Below are 20,269 nucleotides of genomic sequence, written 5' to 3' on the forward strand. Positions count from 1 at the left end.
TTAGTTAATCGTTATTGACATTTGTTTTATATTCATTGCTTTATCTACACCATTTTCCAGATTATTTGCCAGTAAGCCTAAAGATTTTAGGGTCAGTTCAACAGCTTCCTGTTCGTTCGCGACAGGTTTCCCATTCAAAACCACATAATCTGCCTGATAGGGTTCACTTTCGACTGATTGCAGACTTTCAGCAACTATTTTCTTCTTTTCAGTCCATGCCTTCGCTCGTTTTTTAACTTTAGAATGTTTGAGCGTTTCTGCGATCTGTAACGTCTTACCGCTTTCCACCGAAGGGGTCCCATCATTAGCATTGGAAACTACCGTTTCTTCATTTTGTTGTTCGATCAGCTTCTTGTCCGCGGATTTTAGCTCTTTCATTTCCTTTTCGGCAAGTACAGGTACTCGCGTTGTTGGTTCCTGATTTAGGAATAGTGCAATTCCAATAGCCATTAACAACATGGCTGCTGCTGCATATTTTATCCAGCTATTATTCCACCAGATAATACGTTTCTTATCATCATTGATCTCACTTTGGAAGTCCTCAAAGGACCAATCCATTGTCCTATTCTTTTCCTGATTCAATGATTGAAAAAAAGCATCATCCGAGCTTTTCAATGCTCTTTCTTCCTCTAATGACGACTGGCCATTAAAGTACTTCTCTTCCAATTCTTTTAATTTCTTATCTTTCATCACTGTTCATCTTATTTTCAAAGACGATGAAACAATCGGGTTTATTTCTTATCAGAATAAATCCTCATGGTTTCATAATCGAATAATTTTGTCAATTGTTCTTTTACCTTCTGTCTAGCACGCATCAGATTAACTCTTACCGCAGACTCGCCCATCTCCAATACTTCACCGATTTCATCGATGTCATAATCCTCAACATCGCGCAGATGCATAACAAGCCGTTGTTTTTCGGGAAGGGAATTGATCATTTCAAGGATAATTTCTTTCGTATTCCCAACAGTATGTTCCGTCATGGTAACAACCTGATGCTGCTCAACAAAGTCTGCCCTGACCTTATCTTTTTTTAGACGATTGAGCGCTTCATTTTTGACACTCTGCATGCAGAAGGCTTCCATATTTTTATACTGAAGCAGCTGATCTTTTAATTGCCACAAACGCATCATCACATTTTGTACCGCATCAAAAGCCTCGTCATCATCAACCAAGATCCGTTTCGCAAAGCGAAATAGCTTATCCTTATGGATGAAAACGGTATTTTTAAATTGCTCTTGGTTCATGTTATCGTCAATATTGAGACTTACGCTATTTTAATCTTCTAATCGGCTTTTGCTCCATCTCCGTATCACCTGTGCCTTTTATATTATCAAGACATTTCAGCTTATCGATTTATTACATCTAATATGACTATTTTTTTAAAAATATTTAATTCACTGTGTATTAAACTTCAATGAGTAGCCCAAACGGCCTATTTTTAACCTTATTACAAACAAAATAGGTATATAGACTGTTACTTAAGATGCTGAATGATTAAAAATTTAAACAAAAAAATTATGAAGTATTACAGAATTACAGGTATTACTGCTGCAGTAGCACTCCTAGTAGGCGCCATTGGATGTAACAACTCTTCTACGAAAAGTACAGGTGGAGCTGACTCAAGCAGCAGTATCGACACAAATACTGCACAAAAAATGGACTCTATCACCGTTAGTCCCATTGCAGACTCGAAAGAATTTCCTGGAGCTGATCTGCAGATCGCCTCGATCACTGCAGAAAAGGTAGGAACAGACTCCGCAAAAGTAACTGTAAAATATGCGATTAAGAATTTCAAATTGACTGAGATGACCGATGATGCCCATGCCGCCCATATGGCGAATTCGCATGATGGACAGCATATTCATTTTATTTTAGACAATAAACCTTATACGGCTCTTTATAAGCCCGAGAACTCCGTAACCGTACCGTTAAATTCGGAACATTACCTACTCTCGTTTCTATCGAGATCCTATCATGAATCCATAAAAACCACTGAAGCTTCTAAATTGGTAAAATTTAAGATTGATGCAACGGGTAAATTGACGACAGATGCAACGCCAAAGGAACCATCGCTTTTCTATTCTCGACCTAAAGGCGAGTATAAGGGAGATGAAACAAAAAATCTACTGTTAGATTTTTACCTAGTCAATACCAAACTTGCTCCAGACGGCAACAAAGTAATTGCAGATATCAATGGCCAGACATTTACATTGGACAAATGGGGGCCGTATGAGATAAAAGGGCTGCCAATGGGCAACAATAAAGTAAAATTGACCCTAGTAGATAAGGATGGTAACGCTGTTACAGGAGATAATGTTTCGGTAGAACGTGATATCAAACTATCTGAAAAATAAATCCAGAGCTGTACAAAACAAAAAAGAGTCGCATTGAAATGCGACTCTTTTTTGTTTAGGATAAACTTTGAGCAACAATAAGGCATCGTCTTTATTCCTTTTTGATTAAGGTAGTTTGTCAAAATCAATTTTCGGAGCACTATTTTTATTCATGAATTCAAATGTACTTCCTGGCTTAACAATGTCATTAAAGAAACCACCATTACGGAGAAAGTATCCATTTTTCGTAATCCCGCCGATTGCATCAATGCGCTGATTTGCACGATAGGTATTATCGACACTGAAAGAAGCCGCTTGTACAGCTTTCCATTGCCCATCATAGACCCATTGATTGCCAAAATCGACCTTTCTACCCAGGTAGCCTTGATTCGGACTAAAGTTCTCCAAGAAACTATGGAATCGTTTCAGGTAGGTATTTGTCTGTGGACGTTTGAAGCTTGCGATCACATTCCATGCATGCTCTTCAGGCACAAAAAACCAAGCCGTATAATCGGTATTCCCTTTTCCATCGGGCACACCTTTCAAGAGAAACTTATAAGTTATACCTGCTTTCCAAAAGTACTTACGGTAACTCTGCCCGCCTGACCCTTCATTTCCAAACTCGCCCGAATGCACATCCTTTCCTTTTTTTAGCAGATGGATTTTTTGCTCGTCCGGAATACTTTTCGGATCATCTGTATGGAAAGGACTCCATACGGAAAATAAAATACGCCGTTCGGTTTCTGAATTAACCTGTATACCAAAGTAGCCTTCGCCAAAACCATTCGCCATAAAATAGGAACCAACTTTATCTTCGCCTTGAGGGACGGTAACTTCATTATAATAGTAACTCACGTTGCCCTCCGTAGGAACGGTATAATTAAGATGACAGGAAGGTCCTCTTCGGGACCAGTAGTAATAGTCGGGGTTATCAGAATAGATAAGTCCTTCTGACGCGGCTTCACCGCTAACAAGTAGTTCTGTCACATTAGCAAAATTACTGCCCGATTTACTGACTCCTTTTAGGTCGACCCGAACATAACCGGGAGCCTTTATTTCAATGGACAGCGGAGCTGTTTCGGCAAGTTCAGTACCTTCAACATCTACAACGGCTTTTTTCCCTAGTGCGTCAATTTCTATTTTAGATTTCCCAGCATCATTTTTCGCTTTCAGCTTTAATGTCAATTTCCTTGCTCTCTGAGCCCGAAAATAAACCGATGCCACTTCCTGATTGCTTGACCATTTTACGAGGCCATTACGACCGGAAATTTCCGCATCACCGGCTTGCCCTGCGGTGATGAAAGCATTCCCGGCTAGAGGAACGGCATACGTCTTCACTGCTGTCTGCGCTATACCGCTTATCGTAAGACAGGATAAAGCTCCCAGAAAGAGATACTGGATAAAGTGTTTTCTTTTCATACTTTATTTTTTTTATCAATTTATATATCAACCTTAAGTTAGTTATACTACCTGTGGTTATTCATATTCGTCATAAACTCGAGATGCTATTACACTCGAATACTTCACAAAACCAAACTCCTTTAGCTATTCTGAAACTCAATTTATAAGCTATCTTTCTGTTGCACTTTACTATTGAATAAAGATGGTCTCGGTTTGTGAAACTGGATTATTTGATGAAGATAAGGCTTAGATTTACAGAAAAAGAAAGGAAATGTATATCAATCGATTGTGTAAAAAAACAGCAATAATTGACCACCATTCCTTTCCATTTAAATGAACTATTATAAAATGAGATGCATATTTTAACATTTTAAAAATACGATCTAATCTTTTTGTGTATTTTTAGGATCAGAGTCCCCTTTTATAAAAGCTAAAATAGCAAGCTCCATGGACAAATCTGCTTATAGCACATCAAAACGTATCTTAGGACAACGACAAATCTCCATATTGATCCATGGACTCGCCTGGCTTATTTTCTTGTCTTTTCCAGTACTATTTTTTAACAACGGCCAACTGGGAATCAAGGAAATGCTTATTGCAGCAGCATTTTGGATTTTCACGGGCTGTTTTTTAATCCTATTTTATGTCAATGCCTATGTACTGATTCCATACAGCATAAGGCATCGAAAATTTATCAGTTACGGAATCTCCATTATTTTGACAGGTTTGTTACTAGCTTGCTATCTTCAGCCCTTTGACCGGCTGATGCGTATTGGACGTCAACAATTACCGACCCCTGGGGACAGAGAATTTTCACCTAGGCATCATCCTGATTTTCCACCGCCACCATCTGCTAGGCATTTCCCATACCGAGGTCCAGGGCAATCCCCGGGACAACGGCCACAACCTATCGATATCGCTTCTGTGTATATTTTCCTGTTAACTATTAGCCTTGCCGCGCTCTATAGAATCGTAACCTATTGGATGGAAACGCAGCAAAAAATGCAATTGGTCGAACAAGACCGTATGAAGGCCGAACTTTCCTTTTTAAAAGCGCAAGTCCACCCCCACTTCTTGTTTAATACCTTAAATAATATTTACGCATTGGCACTGACCAATGATGATGCCGTCGCAAGTAGTATTCATCGTCTTTCGCAATTAATGCGTTATTACATGGATGAACGGCACAGTGATACGATTGACATCAAGATCGAAATCCAGGCTATACAAGATTTTATCAATTTCCAAAAGCTACGCATTGGCCCGAATTGTTCGATCAGTGAACACTATACGGGGCTCGAACACCCTAAAACGATACACGCATTTGTGCTGCTTCCTTTTGTTGAAAATGCGTACAAATATGGATTAAGCACCATAGAGCCCTGCCAATTAAGTTTTGAGGTCATTCTAACGCCAACATCCTGCACATTAAATGTAAAGAATAGCATTGCTACACAGTCAACCGAACAACACCGCACAGGAACAGGCCTTAAAAATGTTCAACGTCTATTGGAACATTTTTATGCCGACAGGCACCGCCTGACGATCCAACAGGAGGATCATTCTTTTTTTGTTCAGCTTATCCTCTATATTTCTCCATAAATTGTTTTTATATTAGGCTATACGATTATGTATACATAAAGCAGTCTATCTTAATTTAATCGATGTTAACTTGCATAGCTCTTGACGATGAACCATTGGCTCTTCGTGTTATTTCTACGTTCACAGCAAAGCATCCCGCTATACAGCTTGCTGGAACCTTCAATAACCCCCATGAAGCGAAGTTGTATCTCGCCAATAACAGTGTTGATTTGATTTTTTTGGATATTGATATGCTCGAAATCAACGGTATTGATTTTGCAAAAAACTTAAATCCAAGACCCTTATTGATTTTCACTACGGCACATAAAGAATATGCGATAGATGGATTTGAACTTGATTCAGTAGACTATCTTCTCAAACCATTTGACTTCACTCGTTTTGAACGGGCTATCGATAAGGCAATGACACGTTCAGCTTCACAGAGCCATCGCCCTTTCTTAATCGTTAATATGGAATATCAACGCATCAAAATCTACCTTGATGAAATTGAGTGTTTGGAAAGCATGCAAGATTATATCAAAATTCATCTCATACAAGGAAAAACAATATTGACTTTGTCGACGATGAAAGCCATGTTGGATCGTTTACCGCCAAATCAGTTTATCCGCATTCATCGCAGTTTTGTTATCGCGGTCAAACACATCATTACGTTTTCACAACGTAAAATACAATTACCCAACTTCACATTGAAAGTCGGCGATGGGTACTATAATGAAGTGATCAAATGTTTACGTGATTCGTCGATGCAATAAGCCTCTTTATCGACACTTAACATTATTTTACATCTCCGTCCACTACCTTGCTTCCATTCATAAAAAAGAAGAGATATGGAACGCAAAAATTTTATAAAAACCTTATCATTGCTGGCATTTACAGGTCCAATGGTCTGGGCAGCCTGCAAGAAAGACGATACCGCATCAACCACGGACGAGGGCACTGACGTCAATGTCGATTCAAGCTGTAGTGTGACACCATCTGAAACCGAAGGGCCCTTTCCGACAAAAACACCTTCAAGTTATGTCCGCTCAGATATACGCAAAGGTGATGGTATTGGGGCTAATATGCTCGGTTTAATTACTATTGTCAATACAAATAATAACTGTGCGGCACTAGAAGGTGCCTTAGTGGATATATGGCATTGTGATGTGGAAGGTAATTACTCGCAATATGGTGGAACACAAATGCAATCCAGCAACTATCAGTCTGTCAATTGGTATCGTGGTAGACAAGTTACCAATGCCAATGGACTTGTTTCTTTCCAAACCATCTTTCCGGGCTGGTATCAAGGCCGAGCAACACATATTCACGTCCATGTATATGATGCTACCGGTAAATCGCTATTAGTGACACAAATCGCTTTTCAAGATAGCCTGTGTCTTGAAGTCAATAATACAGGTTCATCTTATGGTTACAAAAAAGGAGTTTCAGGCTATACCTATAATGCCAACGACAACGTATTCAGCGATGGTGTTACCAAGGAAATGTCTACGGTCACAGGATCCTTATCTGAAGGTTTCCAAATGAAAATGACAATTCATGTAAATGCTTAACAGCCTGATCATGCAGGATATTAGAATCTATATCGCGGAACAGCGTGGGGAAACATCCATCGGAACTCATGTAGTCAGAAGCACACTCAATTATGGTTCCTTTGCTTCTCCTCACCGGGAGTCTATTGGTCGACTTCAACAGGTCAATAACTGGGAAGTTGCGCCTCAAGGCACTTTGGATCTCCCGACCAATAAAGGTACGGTCTCGCTTTTGATTCCTTTGATTGGGGATCTACTTGTAACAATGAATGGCCAAACCTACACGGTACCCGTTGGGACAATCTTAATATGCAATCCTGGAAATAGTACGGCAATTCATATAAGGGCATCGTCCGAAACTGAAGGCCCAGTGACCTTTCAAGAATTTGGACTTAATTCGACAATACACACTCCTACACTACCTCATATCGTGGATCTTCCATTTACATCTTCATTTGAGAAAAACAAGATGTATCCTGTAGGCACCGATTTAGCTACTGATTTTCAGTTCTACTTCGGTGCATTTGCTGGAAAACATGATTTTGAATTACAAACTGGCCCAGACCACAAAAACGTATTTGCATTTACGTTAGATTGTAATTTTGAAATTGAAGAACGCATCCTTTATCCATTTGATGGTCTTTATCTACCATATTCAAACAATTTGGACATCGAATGTTTATCAGCAACTGGCCTTTTGGTAGTTTTGAGTTTCTAAAAATAATATCCATCATCAAAGTCCAACCTATCAATTCACTCTGATTCAATAGGCTGTCGACATAAGAGTCCGTTTTTTTGAAAAACGACATATCATTGTTCATAACTGGATAATGTACGTTTCGAAAGCCCGATTCATAAAAAAAGTGAAGGATCTACCCTTCACTTTTCCACACGATGTTAATAAAATGTTGAAAACCTTATTTCGCTTTCAGGACGAACTCCCAAGTTATTCACAACTTGTTAATATTGCTGTTTAATATCCTAAAAAGGGTTAAAAACCAACGCTTTTCAAGTTTAATCCTGTACGCTCGTCTAAACCGAACATTAAGTTCATATTTTGTACAGCTTGACCGGATGCTCCTTTAAGCAAATTATCAGTCGCATTTAAAATAAGGAGCTTATTTCCGTGCTTTTCAAGGTGGATAATACTTTTATTTGTATTGACAACCTGCTTAAGGTCGATATTTTTTTTGCTGATATGCGTAAAAGGGTGAGCGGCATAATAGCTCTCATACAATGCGTAGGCCTGCTCTTCAGACAAATCGGTGTCTACATAAATAGCCGAGAAAATTCCCCGGGCAAAATCTCCACGTTGTGGAACAAAATTAATTTTTGCTGCAGCACGTTCCAACAACGATCCTGCTGACACCGGTAAAAATCCCGCTTGCAGCTGATCCAAAGATTCTGAAATTTCCTGTAAATGCTGGTGTTCAAAAGATTTGTAAGCAGAAAGATTATTGTTACGCCAGGAAAAATGCGTGGTTGCACCCGGTTTTTGCCCCGCTCCTGTTGATCCAGTCGTTGCATTAACATGGATTTGATCCGGTAATAAGCCTTTACTCGCTAATGGCAATAAAGCCAATTGTATGTTTGTAGCAAAGCATCCTGGGTTTGCAATATACTGCGCTGTTTTGATTGCTTCTTTGTTTAGTTCTGGAAGCCCATACACAAATTGGTGCCCTTGGAAAGCTGTATTCGCACGAAGACGATAATCTTGTGAAAGATCAATAATCTTCACGGATGCATCGATCGGATTTGCATCTAAAAATTTGCGTGCATCTCCATGGCCCACACATAAAAACAAGACATCAATCGCGGAGTGATAGTCGGAAGAGAAGGTCAATTCAGTATCGCCAAATAAATCATTGTGAACTTCATATAACTTATTTCCTGCATTGGAAGCACTATTAGCAAATACGATTTCCACCTCAGGATGATAAATCAATACACGTAATAATTCACCACCAGTATATCCTGCCGAACCAATTATTCCTACTCTTATCATTTTTTTGAATTTAGAATTTAGGGATGTGTTGTCCCCCATTATGCCCTGTATTTTTTCTTATCAATTTTACGTTAAGAAAAAATACAGGGCACAAAACACGGTTTATTTTTTATTCACTTTGTGCCAAATGATGGTTTGATTTCCAAAAATTTTGGAGAAACCTTTCACATCGTCACCTGTATAGCCCTTATTCATCTCACCATAGCTACCGAATTTATTGGACATCAAATCGTGTTCAGACTCGACACCAATGACGACAAAACGGTATGGGTGAAGTTCAACAATCACTCGGCCAGTCACTGTTTCTTGTGAAGATTGTAAGAAAGCTTCGATATCACGCATAACGGGATCGTGCATTTGGCCTTCGTGCATATAATTTCCATAGAAAGCAGCGATTTGGTCTTTCCAAGACAATTGCCATTTGGTCAAGGTATGTTTTTCTAAGGCATGGTGTGCCTTAATTAAAATGACAGAAGCAGCAGCTTCAAAACCCACACGACCTTTGATACCAATGATGGTATCACCCACGTGGATATCACGGCCAATACCGTATGGTTGAGCGATTGCCTGCAATTCTTGGATCACTTTAACAGAAGCCATTTTCTCACCATTTAAGGCCACAGGCTCTCCTTTTTCAAAATCGATTGTAATTTGTTGTGGCTCTGAAGAAGTCACTGGAGTTGGCCATGCCGATTCAGGCAAATATTGGTTGGATGTCAATGTTTCTGCTCCACCAACAGAAGTACCCCAAAGTCCTTTATTGATGGAGTATTTTGCTTTTTCAGCAGAATACTCTACACCATGCTTATTCAAATACTCAATTTCGGCTTCACGCGACAATTGCAGATCACGGATTGGGGTGATAATTTCCACTCCTGGAATCAGGGTCTGGAAAATCATATCGAAACGTACTTGGTCGTTTCCTGCGCCGGTAGATCCATGAGCAACACATTCAGCACCAATTTTCTTTGCGTAGTTTGCAATTGCGGTTGCTTGGCATACACGCTCAGCAGATACTGACAATGGATAAGTCGCATTTTTTAACACATTGCCAAAAATCAAAAATTTAATAGTTTCGCGGTAATAGTCTGCCGTTTCGTCTATAGCTGTATGTGATTTCACACCTAAAGCATAAGCACGTTCTTCAATATTTTTTAATTCTTCATCCGAAAAACCACCTGTATTTACAACTACGGAATGAACTTCTAAACCTAAATCTTGTGTAAGATAAATACAACAGAATGAAGTATCTAATCCGCCACTAAATGCTAAAACTACTTTTTTCATTAGAATGTTATTTTATGAGTGTTTGTTTTCAACGGCTGATTTAAGCTCGTTTCACTCGGTTTTTTATTATTATGTTGAGAGAACCTTGAACTGATCTTGTTATTATGAACGTCTTCAGTTACCTGTTACATCTATTTTCAATATAATCGCTCAGCTTTAGCTTAATATCCTTTTGCGACTTTGTTATGCTTCGGAAAATTGACGGCAATAAATTTATTGGCCGATTTCCAAAACTTCGCCTGTATACGCTTTAACAGAGACTGTTTTTGTGTAATTCTTTCCAAGCGTTCTTTCGCTTCATGCTTGCGCTGGATCTTCTCTCGCAATTCACGTTCTTTCTCTTCAGGGTCCCAAAGCATGGCTGTACACATACAGTTTTTACGGTCTTTGCTCATCAGAATTTCATAATTCACGCAACTTTGACAACCCTTCCAAAATTCATCATCGGAGGTCAATTCGGAATATGGAACCGGTTCATAGCCTAGTTCTGAGTTGATTTTCATCACGGCAAACCCGGTTGTCAAACCAAAGATCTTCGCTTTAGGGTATTTCTCACGGGAAAGTTCGAAGACTCTTTTTTTGATCGCTTTTGCCAAACCGACTTTTCTGAATTCGGGATTGACAATCAAACCTGAGTTCGCAACATAATCACCATGCCCCCAAGTTTCTATATAACAAAAACCTGCCCATCGGCCATCTCTATGTAAAGCAATCACTGCTTTACCTTCATTCATCTTGTTGGCAACGTATTCTGGTTTACGACGCGCAATACCAGTACCACGAGCCTTTGCAGACTCGAACATTTCGTCGCAAATAACCTCTGCATAATGTGCATGCTCAGGTTTAGCCGGGATAATTAAAAAATCTGATATAGTCATTGACTTACGACCCTAATAATAAAACAACAACTACTGTTGTGTTTTGTTACTAAATAAATTAAAATAATGGATTCAAAACCATCGGACAATCATGGTCTTGCTTGGAAAGATTCACTACCTCAAATCAAGCCCGAGGTAGTATAGGTCGTCGGAGGCGTAAAACAGGTATTTCTACAAAAATGAAAGCACAAAAGACCTTCTTCATAAACTTCTCAAAAGTTTGAATATAAGAATAATCGTTCTTTTTGTTCTGTTTCATTTTTTTATGCTCTGTCAATTGTTTCTGACGATGCAAATGTATAAAAATATTTTTTTCTTTTCCACAATATTCTCCTTGATTTTTTGCAAAAATTAAAAATTTACAATCCACCGTCAAAACCTTCCTGCAAGCTTCATTTTCAAGCAATTAATCCACAACAAGTCGGCAATAGAATGATCACATTCGCGATATTAATTTGACAATAAAACGGATAAAGGTTTAAGGCTTTATCAATTGAAATTGTTGTTTTTTCTATCGGTTCGTTATTTTTAGTCAAAAACGATACTTTTGTAGGGATCATTTAATGGAGAATAGTATGTCACCGAGTTTAATTTTCTATCTTATTTTTGCCGTCCCTTACATTATCTTTATGTATTGGCTCGTCAAACAGGACAAACATAAATATGCCTGGGGAATAGCAATCATTACTATTGTTGCCCTATTAGCGATCTACGTATCGCAGAAAGCCAGTAAAGTGGCCATGGACAATTATCAACAGCATCAGATCGACTCTAGAGAGATCGAGCGGGAAGAGCGTTTACAAAAACAACAGGATAGCATTAATCATGCTCAACAATAAAAAAGCGGCTAATACCGCTTTTTTATTGTTCGTTTGTATAATTTGGAATAATCCCTTCCAATTTAAAGAGAAAAGCATATTCCAATGCAATTTCCTTTAAATAGTCAAATCGACCCGATGCCCCACCATGACCATAATCCATATCTGTTTTTAACAGTAAAACCGCATCTCCTATTTTAGTAGCTCTCAGTTTTGCTACCCATTTTGCTGGTTCAAAATACTGCACCTGACTATCGTGCAGCCCGGTTGTGACCAATAAATTAGGGTATTCTTTTGCTTCAATGTTTTCATATGGAGAATAGGCCTTCATATAATAATAGGCTTCCTTCTCATTGGGGTTACCCCATTCATCATACTCATTTGTAGTCAACGGTATTGTATCATCCAACATGGTATTCACCACATCTACAAATGGTACCTGAGCTATTATGCCATGATATTGCTCAGGCGCAATATTAGCGATTACACCCATCAGCAAACCTCCGGCACTTCCCCCTTGCGCATAGAGATGTTCGGGCATACAATAATGTTGATCAATCAGGTATTTACCACAATCCACAAAATCATAAAAGGTATTCATCTTGTGCATCATTTTTCCATCTTCATACCATTGGCGCCCCATTTCCTCACCGCCTCTGATATGTGCCAAGGCATAGATAAATCCACGATCCAACAGACTTAGTCGATTGCTCGAAAAAGTGGGATCCATCGACGCACCATAAGATCCGTAGGCATATTGCAACAATGGAGCTGAACCATCAAGTTTGGTTCCCTTTTTATAAACAATAGAGATGGGCACTTGAACACCATCTCTTGCTGTTGCAAAAACACGTTCGGTGATATACGCGGTTTGGTCATACCCTCCCAAAATCTCCTGTTGCTTTAATAATATTTTCTTCTGCTTAGCCATATCATATTCATAGACTGAGCTTGGTGTCACTAAAGAAGTATAGCCATATCGTAACTTATCACTGTTGTATTCAACATTAATACCCGGGTATACCGTATAGGCAACTTCTCCGAAATCCAAATAGTGCTGATGCTGACTCTTTAAATTATAAATTGCCAATTGGGTCAATCCATTTTTTCGTTCAGCAATCGCCAGAAAATCCTTAAACTCTTCAATATCGCTGACCAATACATCCGGTCGATGGTCTATGAATGGCTGCCAGTGGCTGCGATCTGTACGATCTAAGGGACATTGCATGATTCGGAAATTAATAGCTCCATCATTTGTCAGTATTAAGAACCGATCTTCCAATACAACAACGGAATAGAGAACATCCTGTATCCTAGGTTGAAAAATACGAAATTCCGATTGCGGTGAGTCAGCATTTAATAACCAAATTTCTGAGGACAATGTCCCTTCAGAATTGATCATAATATATTTTCCATTTTTGGATTTACCAACTCCGATATAATTTGTGTTATCTTTTTCTTCATACACAAGCACATCTGCTGCAGGATCGCCCCCCAGTGTATGCCGCATAATCTTTTCACTAAGCAAGGTAACAGGATTCTTGGCCGTATAGAACAAGGTTCGATTATCATTTCCCCATATCGCTGCCCCCTCTGTATTCTTTATCTGGTCGGGATAAATTTCTCCGGTCTCAATATTTTTGATAAATATGGTATATTCCCTCCGGGATACGGTATCCACACTAAAGGCAAGCAAACGATTATCCGGACTAACCGAAAATCCCTTTGCCGTATAATATGCATGCCCTTGGGCAAGCTGATCTACATCCAATAGCACTTCTTCTTCGCCCTCAAGCGTACCCTTTTTCCGACAGAATTTAAAATATTGTTTTCCCTCTTCCGTCCGGCTATAATAATAATAGCCATTTTTGTAATAAGGCACAGACTCGTCCTTTTCCTTAATCCGGGATTTCAATTCATCAAAAAGATTTTCCTGTAAATCTTCGGTATCTTGAAGCATTAAATTGGTATAATTGTTTTCCTCTTCCAGATAGTCAATAACTTCTTGCGATTTTTCTCCTTTTTTAAAGTAATCAATCATCCAGTAATAATCATCTTGCACAGCATCATCATGTATCTTTCTGACATGAGGGTAAATTGCCGCCACTGGGGCCATCACATTAGGCCAAACTATTTTCTTATTTTGTTGCATTCGCTCTTTTATACGCTAATCAATATATACTCTTTCTTATCCTAGCTATCTAGATCATCTAAATAAAACAGGCGACTCTTAGAAATGGTTTGAATTTAAGATATTTCGTCAACAGTTTGCTAAGAGATATGGATTATAAATACTTTTAATAAAAATTAACAGTTCAGAAGAGGCATTAGCATTATCTTTGCTATTCTGCTATAGGCAGGAATATGCGAGCTTACACGCTCATGAAGAAAATTTAAAATAAACAGGAGAGAATAACCAGGTGGAACGCGTGCATTGCAACAAATGAAAGCAGACACTTCATTAAGAATTATTTACATATGAATTTAAAACAATCACTATATCTAATTGCTTTAGGCTCATTGCCCCTTATCTCTTTCGGACAATCCGATACCATTCCAGCAAATTGGTTCAATTTGGATTATAAAACAGATGGGGTCATGGGAATCAGTACCGAAAAAACATATAAAACGTTATTGAAAGGAAGAAAATCTACTCCAGTCATTGTTGGGGTATTGGATGGAGGTGTTGATGTTTATCACGAGGATCTCAAAGATGTTGTGTGGATCAATACGAAAGATAGTCTCACGAATGGTATAGATAATGATGGTAATGGCTATATTAATGATAAATACGGCTGGAATTTTATTGGAAACGCCGATGGAAAGGACGTTCAGTTCGATAACCTGGAATTGACAAGACAGCTTAGGGTTCTGGACAAAAAGTTTGCAAACATCACAGCAGCAACAGAACTCAATGAAACTGATCGAAAAGCTTTCGCTAGTTATCAAAAGATGCTTGCCAAATATAAAAACAAGTTAGAAGAAGCTAAGATGGGCCAATTTTCCTACGATGCGCTCAAACGTAACATAGACGCTGTGGTACGTGAAATAGGTAAAAAGCCCGAAGATATCACACAGGAGGATATAGACAATTTCAAAGCAACCACAAACACGCAACGTATCGCACTTGGCTATGCAAAGGATGAAATCAACAACGGCGGCTTCGCCAAATTTTTTGATGATATCACCGAAGGTGCAAAATATTTCAACAATCAAGTTGATTATCATTTAAACAAAGCATACGATTCTCGACCTATTGTTGGAGATAATTATGAAGATGCTTCAGAGCGACATTATGGCAACGCGGACGTAAAAGGACCGGACGCATTACATGGTAGCCATGTCGCTGGAATCATTGGTGCAAAACGTAATAATAATGTTGGTATCAACGGCGTAGCGGACAATGTTAAAATACTCACAGTTAGACTTGTCCCTGATGGTGATGAACGTGATAAAGACGTCGCAAATGCCATTCGCTATGCAGCAGACAATGGCGCTAAAGTACTTAACATGAGCTTTGGAAAAAGTTATGCCTATAATAAACAGGCCGTAGATGATGCCATCAAATATGCTGAATCCAAAGATGTACTGATGGTACATGCCGCAGGAAATGACAGTGAAGATAACGATATAGAACCTAATTTTCCGATGAAGTATTATACGGATGTAAAAGGTGACACAACCGGGGTTGCCAATGCCTGGATCACAGTAGGTGCAACAGGCCTTCATTTGGACAATGAACTTTTGGCTGATTTTTCCAATTATGGTAAAAAAACTGTCGATGTTTTCGCGCCTGGTGTCTACATCAACTCTACCGTACCGGATTCCAAGTATAAAGAAGAACAGGGCACCAGTATGGCTGCTCCCGTTGTCGCCGGTCTGGCCGCCATGATTCGTTCTTATTACCCTAATTTGAGCGCTGTGGAAACGAAACAAATTATTATGGAATCGGTAGAAAAGCCGAATCAACTGGTACAGGTAAAAGTCGGTGAAGATGCCAGCAAAACGGTTAGATTAGCAGACATTTCGGTCACTGGAGGAATCGTTAATGCGTATAACGCTATTATAAAAGCGGAGGAATATACTAACAGAAAGAAAAAATAAATATTTTCTCGTTTTTTATACCAAAACTATCTTTTGTCCGTTTAATTAATTAACTTACAGAGACAAAACAACAGATGCTTATGGTAGAAAACTTTACCCAATCAGAAAACGAAGTTCAAAATTTGCGAACCCAAAACGAGAAGGTAATGACAGACGAGGACGTAGAAAATGAATTGAAACTTCAATTACCAAAAATGTTGCTTCATCCAAGCAAAAGATGTGTTGAGAATATCCTTGCATATTCTAAACAACTAGAAAAAAGAAAGGCCTAATCTGGAGATTAGGCCTTATTTTTTCACCTTACGACATCCATGATCAGCTATAGTGTAAAACAACTGTGACTCACCTTACCTTTCACAAACTAAAATCAGATTATTCTCCTTCTACTAGGTTTCAAAATTTCTTTTTTAATGGAAATTTTGGCTAGTTTTGAACCGATGTTAAAACAAGAACGATACAAGGCTTTCGTAGATTATTTCTCCAAAAATAGTCCTGACGCACAGACAGAACTCAACTATAGCAATCCATTTGAATTACTGGTTGCTGTTATTTTATCTGCACAGTGTACAGATAAAAGGATCAACCAAGTCACGCCCAAATTGTTTGCACGCTACCCAGATGCACACAGCTTGGCAGCCTCTAGTGTAGATGAAGTATTTAGCTATATCAGATCGGTAAGCTATCCAAATAATAAGGCCAAACACCTTGTAGGAATGGCTCAGCTACTCATTGAAAAGTTCGACAATATTGTCCCCGAAAAAATTGAGGATCTTGTGAAACTTCCGGGTGTGGGTCGAAAAACTGCTAATGTTATTTCTTCTGTTGTTTATCATAATCCCGCTATGGCCGTAGATACCCATGTTTTTCGTGTTGCAAACCGTCTTGGGCTAACCTATCGTGCAACAACACCATTGGCCGTGGAAAAACAGCTGGTAAAAAATCTACCTAAAGATACAATTGCGATCGCCCATCATTGGCTTATCTTACACGGGCGTTATATATGCCTGGCCCGAAAGCCACTGTGTAAGAAATGCCCGATCACTTATATGTGCAAATACTTTGAAAAAAATCACCATATAAAAAGTGTCTCAGCTATACCAGAGACAAAAAGCTAATTTTTTTAGTGAAAATATTTGGTTTATGATTTTTAATTTTTAATTTTGAGAAATATATACTAAAAATATGAGCAACACAGATAAACTAAAAGCTTTACAGCTGACGTTAGATAAATTAGAAAAGAACTTTGGAAAAGGTTCAATTATGAAATTAGGTGATACTGCTGTTGAGCCGATCGAAGCTATTTCTACAGGATCTCTAGGCTTGGATATCGCCTTAGGAATTGGTGGTGTACCAAAAGGCCGTATCATTGAAATATATGGACCTGAATCTTCAGGTAAAACGACCTTAGCAACTCACATTGTTGCCGAAGCACAAAAAAAAGGCGGTATTGCAGCAATCATTGATGCTGAGCATGCTTTTGATAAATATTACGCTCAAAAATTAGGCGTAGATGTAGAAAATTTATTGATTTCTCAACCAGATAATGGCGAGCAAGGTTTAGAAATTGCTGATAATCTAATCCGTTCTGGTGCAATCGACGTTATTGTTATTGACTCCGTTGCGGCTTTGGTGCCAAAAGGTGAGATCGAAGGCGAAATGGGTGATTCTAAAATGGGGCTTCAAGCTCGTTTGATGTCACAAGCTTTACGTAAGTTGACAGGTACAATTTCAAAAACAAACTGTTGTTGTATTTTCATCAACCAATTGCGTGAAAAAATTGGTGTGATGTTTGGCAACCCAGAAACAACAACTGGTGGTAATGCATTAAAATTCTACGCTTCTGTACGTTTAGATATCCGTCGCACATCACAAATCAAAGATTCTGATGAAGTATCGGGTAACCGCGTAAAAGTGAAGATTGTAAAAAATAAAGTTGCACCTCCGTTCCGCATAGCGGAATTTGATATCATCTTTGGTGAAGGTATCTCTAAAGTAGGTGAAATCATTGATCTAGGTGTTGAATATGGTATTATTAAAAAAGCAGGCTCTTGGTTTAGCTATGGTGAGACCAAATTAGGACAAGGTCGAGATGCTGTTAAAGCCTTATTATTCGACAATCCGGATTTAATGGACGAACTTGAAGCTAAAATCCGAGCTGAAGTGACAGGAGAAGATCCAATGCTTAACATCGAGGAAAACGAAGACTAGTTGCTGTAAAAATTAGTATAATGTAGGTAGCCATCCTGTTTAGGATGGCTATTTTTTTTGCGAAAATTCAAGTGCTTAGATGATTATTTTGTTACATGTCCAAAGTTTTCAATTTGTACTAATAGATTTTATTAATTTTAGCAGGTCGAGCCAAAAACGCCTGACATCCAATGCTAAACTTAATATAAACAATGAATCGTAAACTAATTCTATTTCTTTTAATACTGCTAGGCTCAGTATTTCATCTACATGCACAAACGATACGCATACTCTCCTTTAATATCCACCACGGAAACCCACCCACCGAAAAAGAATCAGTTGTCAACCTTGACACAATTGCCAAAATTATTAAAAATTCAAAAGCTGACCTCGTAGGTCTTCAGGAAATCGATGTCAATCTCGGTAGATCATACTTTGAAAATCAAGCCAAAAAATTAGCCGAATTAACAGGCATGCACTATATCTTTTCCAAAGGGATAGACCTGGATAAAGGTGAATATGGTACCGCCATCTTATCAAAAAATCCAATTGAACGTGTAGAGAAACACTTTCTACCTTCCCCTGTGCAAAGCGAAACACGTAGTTTATCTGTAATAGAAGTCACGATACACAAAAGGAAAATCTTATTTGCAAATACACACCTTGACCTGAAAGACAAAAACAAAATCGAACAGGCAAAATTCATCATCAAGCGTTTCAAAAACGAAAAGTTACCCACTATCCTTGTCGGTGATTTAAACTCAGAACCCAATGATCCAGCGATTACTGAACTTAGCAAAATATTCACAAAAAGCAGCATTGCTAACGGATTTACGTTTCCTCAAGATAAACCCACTACTGAAATCGACTATATCATGATCAATACACCATCTGCCGCAAAGTTCTCCAACCACCGTATTCTGAACGAACAATATGCTAGTGATCATCGTCCATTATATGTCGAGATAAATATTAAATAACCACTTGTGACCTTTAAATATGAATTTTAACAGAAGAAGATTTTTAGAAGTCCTGGCGCTGGCTGGGATTACATTACCGAATATAAGCGTCGCGCAAGAAAAAGAAGCAAATGAGGCAGAAGGCGAGTTCAGTTTTCTCGTACCTGCCTATCTACAGAATCAAACGGAAACAGGCGTCAGTATTTTTACAATTTTGAGCAAAGAGGCTTTTGCTTGGCTCGAGATTCTCGATAACGCAGGAAATGTCCATAAAAAAATCTACCAATCCGAGGATGGGATGATCAATGCCAATACTGACTTTTTTCATTTTACAATTGAGGACGCGCCGCGCTCATTTCGCTATCGCATCAAGGCGAAGGAAATCCAAAAATTCGATCCTTATAAAATCGTATACGGTCAAGAAATAGAAACCGCTATTTTCGAGGCTAAATTAGCCAAGAGCAATCAAGAACAGATTCGATGTCTGGTCTATAACGATGTACATGAGGAAAAAAGCAGCTATCGTGACCTTATTCCGCGTCAGGATATTTCACCCTACGATTTCTTTGTACTGAATGGTGATTCATTTCATTATGTCACCAATCAGCAAGATATTACGGAGAAACTACTAAAGCCAATTGAATTTTTTGCGACAGGAAAACCATTCATTATGAATCGGGGAAACCATGAGACAAGGGGATCCTTCGCACGTAATTTCAAACGATATTTTGGTTATCCTGACAACAAGTATTACCAAGCCTTTAAAAGAGGTCCTATTTTTTGGATCATGCTGGACAGTGGCGAAGACAAGCCTGACAATCATGAGGTATACGCCGGAACAGTCGATTATGATAACTACAGAAAAGAACAGGCTCAATGGCTGGAAAAGGTTCTACAATCCAAGGAAAGAAAGCGTGCACAACATACTGTTGTTATTAGCCATATACCGATTTTTCATTCGGATGACTGGCATGGTACCTTGAATAACAGAGCATGTTTTCATCCCTTGTTTCAGAAATATAAAATTGATGCCATGATCTCTGGCCACACACATCAATATGGATACTATCCAGCAGATTAAGACCACAATTATCCTGTATTTATAGGCGGAGATCCAAAAGTTGGGAAAAGAACTATCATCGATGTAGCCGGGAACAACAAGT

General features: G+C 38.7%; 19 protein-coding genes. 12 read left to right on the forward strand and 7 right to left on the reverse strand.

The features are described 5' to 3' along the window. Together AACH28_RS13075 and AACH28_RS13080 are read right to left on the reverse strand one after the other, a co-directional pair. Positions 1-690 (reverse strand): hypothetical protein, encoded by a 690-nt coding sequence (locus AACH28_RS13075; RefSeq protein WP_286710086.1) that lies wholly within the window; start codon positions 688-690, stop codon positions 1-3. Between the two features lie 41 nt (positions 691-731). Then, positions 732-1,247 (reverse strand): RNA polymerase sigma factor, encoded by a 516-nt coding sequence (locus tag AACH28_RS13080; RefSeq protein WP_286710087.1) that lies wholly within the window; start codon positions 1,245-1,247, stop codon positions 732-734. A 273-nt stretch (positions 1,248-1,520) separates the two neighbouring features. On the opposite strand from AACH28_RS13080, the gene AACH28_RS13085 reads away from it, so the two are divergent. Beyond that, positions 1,521-2,357, forward strand: coding sequence for a hypothetical protein (locus tag AACH28_RS13085; RefSeq protein ID WP_112374060.1), 837 nt, complete (start codon positions 1,521-1,523; stop codon positions 2,355-2,357). 105 nt (positions 2,358-2,462) lie between these two features. On the opposite strand, the gene AACH28_RS13090 is transcribed toward AACH28_RS13085, so the two are convergent. Further along, positions 2,463-3,755, reverse strand: coding sequence for a DUF3472 domain-containing protein (locus tag AACH28_RS13090; protein ID WP_341830691.1), 1,293 nt, complete (start codon positions 3,753-3,755; stop codon positions 2,463-2,465). 429 nt (positions 3,756-4,184) lie between these two features. Here AACH28_RS13090 and AACH28_RS13095 point away from each other — a divergent pair, with 429 nt between their 5' ends. The 4 genes from AACH28_RS13095 (at position 4,185) to AACH28_RS13110 (ending at position 7,586) form a co-directional block, all read left to right on the forward strand. Beyond that, positions 4,185-5,339 carry a sensor histidine kinase gene (locus tag AACH28_RS13095; RefSeq protein WP_341830692.1) on the forward strand — a complete coding sequence of 385 codons (1,155 nt, stop codon included), beginning with the start codon at positions 4,185-4,187 and terminating at the stop codon, positions 5,337-5,339. A 62-nt stretch (positions 5,340-5,401) separates the two neighbouring features. Continuing rightward, a complete protein-coding gene (locus AACH28_RS13100; RefSeq protein WP_341830693.1) occupies positions 5,402-6,091 on the forward strand; it encodes a LytTR family DNA-binding domain-containing protein in 690 nt (229 codons plus the stop codon). 75 nt (positions 6,092-6,166) lie between these two features. After that, on the forward strand, positions 6,167-6,889 hold the full coding sequence (locus AACH28_RS13105) for an intradiol ring-cleavage dioxygenase (protein WP_070561986.1): 723 nt from the start codon (positions 6,167-6,169) through the stop codon (positions 6,887-6,889). 10 nt (positions 6,890-6,899) lie between these two features. Beyond that, the gene (locus AACH28_RS13110) at positions 6,900-7,586 is read left to right on the forward strand and encodes a hypothetical protein (protein ID WP_341830694.1); all 687 of its coding nucleotides are present in this window, start codon (positions 6,900-6,902) and stop codon (positions 7,584-7,586) included. A 273-nt stretch (positions 7,587-7,859) separates the two neighbouring features. Here the strand turns inward: AACH28_RS13110 and argC are convergent, their stop codons facing one another. From argC to AACH28_RS13125, 3 genes are all read right to left on the reverse strand, one after another. Continuing rightward, entirely contained in the window at positions 7,860-8,873 is a 1,014-nt protein-coding gene (gene argC, locus AACH28_RS13115; RefSeq protein WP_139144907.1) for an N-acetyl-gamma-glutamyl-phosphate reductase, read from the reverse strand. 102 nt (positions 8,874-8,975) lie between these two features. After that, on the reverse strand, positions 8,976-10,160 hold the full coding sequence (argG, locus tag AACH28_RS13120) for an argininosuccinate synthase (RefSeq protein ID WP_070561980.1): 1,185 nt from the start codon (positions 10,158-10,160) through the stop codon (positions 8,976-8,978). Between the two features lie 161 nt (positions 10,161-10,321). Then, positions 10,322-11,038 (reverse strand): GNAT family N-acetyltransferase, encoded by a 717-nt coding sequence (locus AACH28_RS13125; protein WP_070561978.1) that lies wholly within the window; start codon positions 11,036-11,038, stop codon positions 10,322-10,324. Between the two features lie 575 nt (positions 11,039-11,613). On the opposite strand from AACH28_RS13125, the gene AACH28_RS13130 reads away from it, so the two are divergent. Further along, positions 11,614-11,877, forward strand: a complete 264-nt coding sequence (locus AACH28_RS13130; RefSeq protein ID WP_046674987.1) for a hypothetical protein — start codon at positions 11,614-11,616, stop codon at positions 11,875-11,877. 22 nt (positions 11,878-11,899) lie between these two features. Here AACH28_RS13130 and AACH28_RS13135 read toward each other — a convergent pair whose 3' ends face one another. Continuing rightward, complete coding sequence (locus tag AACH28_RS13135) at positions 11,900-14,008, reverse strand: S9 family peptidase (RefSeq protein ID WP_341830695.1); 2,109 nt, start codon at positions 14,006-14,008, stop codon at positions 11,900-11,902. Positions 14,009-14,334: 326 nt separating this feature from the next. On the opposite strand from AACH28_RS13135, the gene AACH28_RS13140 reads away from it, so the two are divergent. From AACH28_RS13140 to AACH28_RS13165, 6 genes are all read left to right on the forward strand, one after another. After that, the gene (locus AACH28_RS13140; protein WP_341830696.1) at positions 14,335-15,960 is read left to right on the forward strand and encodes a S8 family serine peptidase; all 1,626 of its coding nucleotides are present in this window, start codon (positions 14,335-14,337) and stop codon (positions 15,958-15,960) included. 80 nt (positions 15,961-16,040) lie between these two features. Then, positions 16,041-16,232, forward strand: a complete 192-nt coding sequence (locus AACH28_RS13145; RefSeq protein WP_341830697.1) for a hypothetical protein — start codon at positions 16,041-16,043, stop codon at positions 16,230-16,232. Between the two features lie 165 nt (positions 16,233-16,397). After that, complete coding sequence (gene nth / locus AACH28_RS13150; protein WP_341833116.1) at positions 16,398-17,075, forward strand: endonuclease III; 678 nt, start codon at positions 16,398-16,400, stop codon at positions 17,073-17,075. A 67-nt stretch (positions 17,076-17,142) separates the two neighbouring features. Further along, positions 17,143-18,168 (forward strand): recombinase RecA, encoded by a 1,026-nt coding sequence (recA, locus tag AACH28_RS13155; protein ID WP_046674918.1) that lies wholly within the window; start codon positions 17,143-17,145, stop codon positions 18,166-18,168. Between the two features lie 191 nt (positions 18,169-18,359). Continuing rightward, positions 18,360-19,127, forward strand: coding sequence for an endonuclease/exonuclease/phosphatase family protein (locus tag AACH28_RS13160; RefSeq protein WP_341830698.1), 768 nt, complete (start codon positions 18,360-18,362; stop codon positions 19,125-19,127). A gap of 19 nt (positions 19,128-19,146) precedes the next feature. Further along, the gene (locus tag AACH28_RS13165) at positions 19,147-20,187 is read left to right on the forward strand and encodes a metallophosphoesterase (RefSeq protein WP_341830699.1); all 1,041 of its coding nucleotides are present in this window, start codon (positions 19,147-19,149) and stop codon (positions 20,185-20,187) included. The last annotated feature ends 82 nt before the right edge of the window (positions 20,188-20,269 follow it).

The sequence above is a fragment of the Sphingobacterium thalpophilum genome (assembly GCF_038396785.1).
GTDB classification, from domain to species: Bacteria; Bacteroidota; Bacteroidia; order Sphingobacteriales; family Sphingobacteriaceae; genus Sphingobacterium; species Sphingobacterium thalpophilum_A.

What these genes read in the sequence shown, in the direction of transcription:
- AACH28_RS13145 (WP_341830697.1), top strand. Translation starts at nt 16,041, where the DNA reads ATGGTAGAAAACTTTACCCAATCAGAAAACGAAGTTCAAAATTTGCGA.
- AACH28_RS13160 (WP_341830698.1), top strand. Translation starts at nt 18,360, where the DNA reads ATGAATCGTAAACTAATTCTATTTCTTTTAATACTGCTAGGCTCAGTA.
- nth (WP_341833116.1), top strand. Translation starts at nt 16,398, where the DNA reads ATGTTAAAACAAGAACGATACAAGGCTTTCGTAGATTATTTCTCCAAA.
- AACH28_RS13105 (WP_070561986.1), top strand. Translation starts at nt 6,167, where the DNA reads ATGGAACGCAAAAATTTTATAAAAACCTTATCATTGCTGGCATTTACA.
- argG (WP_070561980.1), bottom strand. Translation starts at nt 10,160, where the DNA reads ATGAAAAAAGTAGTTTTAGCATTTAGTGGCGGATTAGATACTTCATTC.
- AACH28_RS13125 (WP_070561978.1), bottom strand. Translation starts at nt 11,038, where the DNA reads ATGACTATATCAGATTTTTTAATTATCCCGGCTAAACCTGAGCATGCA.
- AACH28_RS13100 (WP_341830693.1), top strand. Translation starts at nt 5,402, where the DNA reads ATGTTAACTTGCATAGCTCTTGACGATGAACCATTGGCTCTTCGTGTT.
- AACH28_RS13075 (WP_286710086.1), bottom strand. Translation starts at nt 690, where the DNA reads ATGAAAGATAAGAAATTAAAAGAATTGGAAGAGAAGTACTTTAATGGC.
- AACH28_RS13095 (WP_341830692.1), top strand. Translation starts at nt 4,185, where the DNA reads ATGGACAAATCTGCTTATAGCACATCAAAACGTATCTTAGGACAACGA.
- recA (WP_046674918.1), top strand. Translation starts at nt 17,143, where the DNA reads ATGAGCAACACAGATAAACTAAAAGCTTTACAGCTGACGTTAGATAAA.
- AACH28_RS13135 (WP_341830695.1), bottom strand. Translation starts at nt 14,008, where the DNA reads ATGCAACAAAATAAGAAAATAGTTTGGCCTAATGTGATGGCCCCAGTG.
- AACH28_RS13085 (WP_112374060.1), top strand. Translation starts at nt 1,521, where the DNA reads ATGAAGTATTACAGAATTACAGGTATTACTGCTGCAGTAGCACTCCTA.
- AACH28_RS13090 (WP_341830691.1), bottom strand. Translation starts at nt 3,755, where the DNA reads ATGAAAAGAAAACACTTTATCCAGTATCTCTTTCTGGGAGCTTTATCC.
- AACH28_RS13110 (WP_341830694.1), top strand. Translation starts at nt 6,900, where the DNA reads ATGCAGGATATTAGAATCTATATCGCGGAACAGCGTGGGGAAACATCC.
- AACH28_RS13080 (WP_286710087.1), bottom strand. Translation starts at nt 1,247, where the DNA reads ATGAACCAAGAGCAATTTAAAAATACCGTTTTCATCCATAAGGATAAG.
- AACH28_RS13165 (WP_341830699.1), top strand. Translation starts at nt 19,147, where the DNA reads ATGAATTTTAACAGAAGAAGATTTTTAGAAGTCCTGGCGCTGGCTGGG.
- argC (WP_139144907.1), bottom strand. Translation starts at nt 8,873, where the DNA reads ATGATAAGAGTAGGAATAATTGGTTCGGCAGGATATACTGGTGGTGAA.
- AACH28_RS13140 (WP_341830696.1), top strand. Translation starts at nt 14,335, where the DNA reads ATGAATTTAAAACAATCACTATATCTAATTGCTTTAGGCTCATTGCCC.
- AACH28_RS13130 (WP_046674987.1), top strand. Translation starts at nt 11,614, where the DNA reads ATGTCACCGAGTTTAATTTTCTATCTTATTTTTGCCGTCCCTTACATT.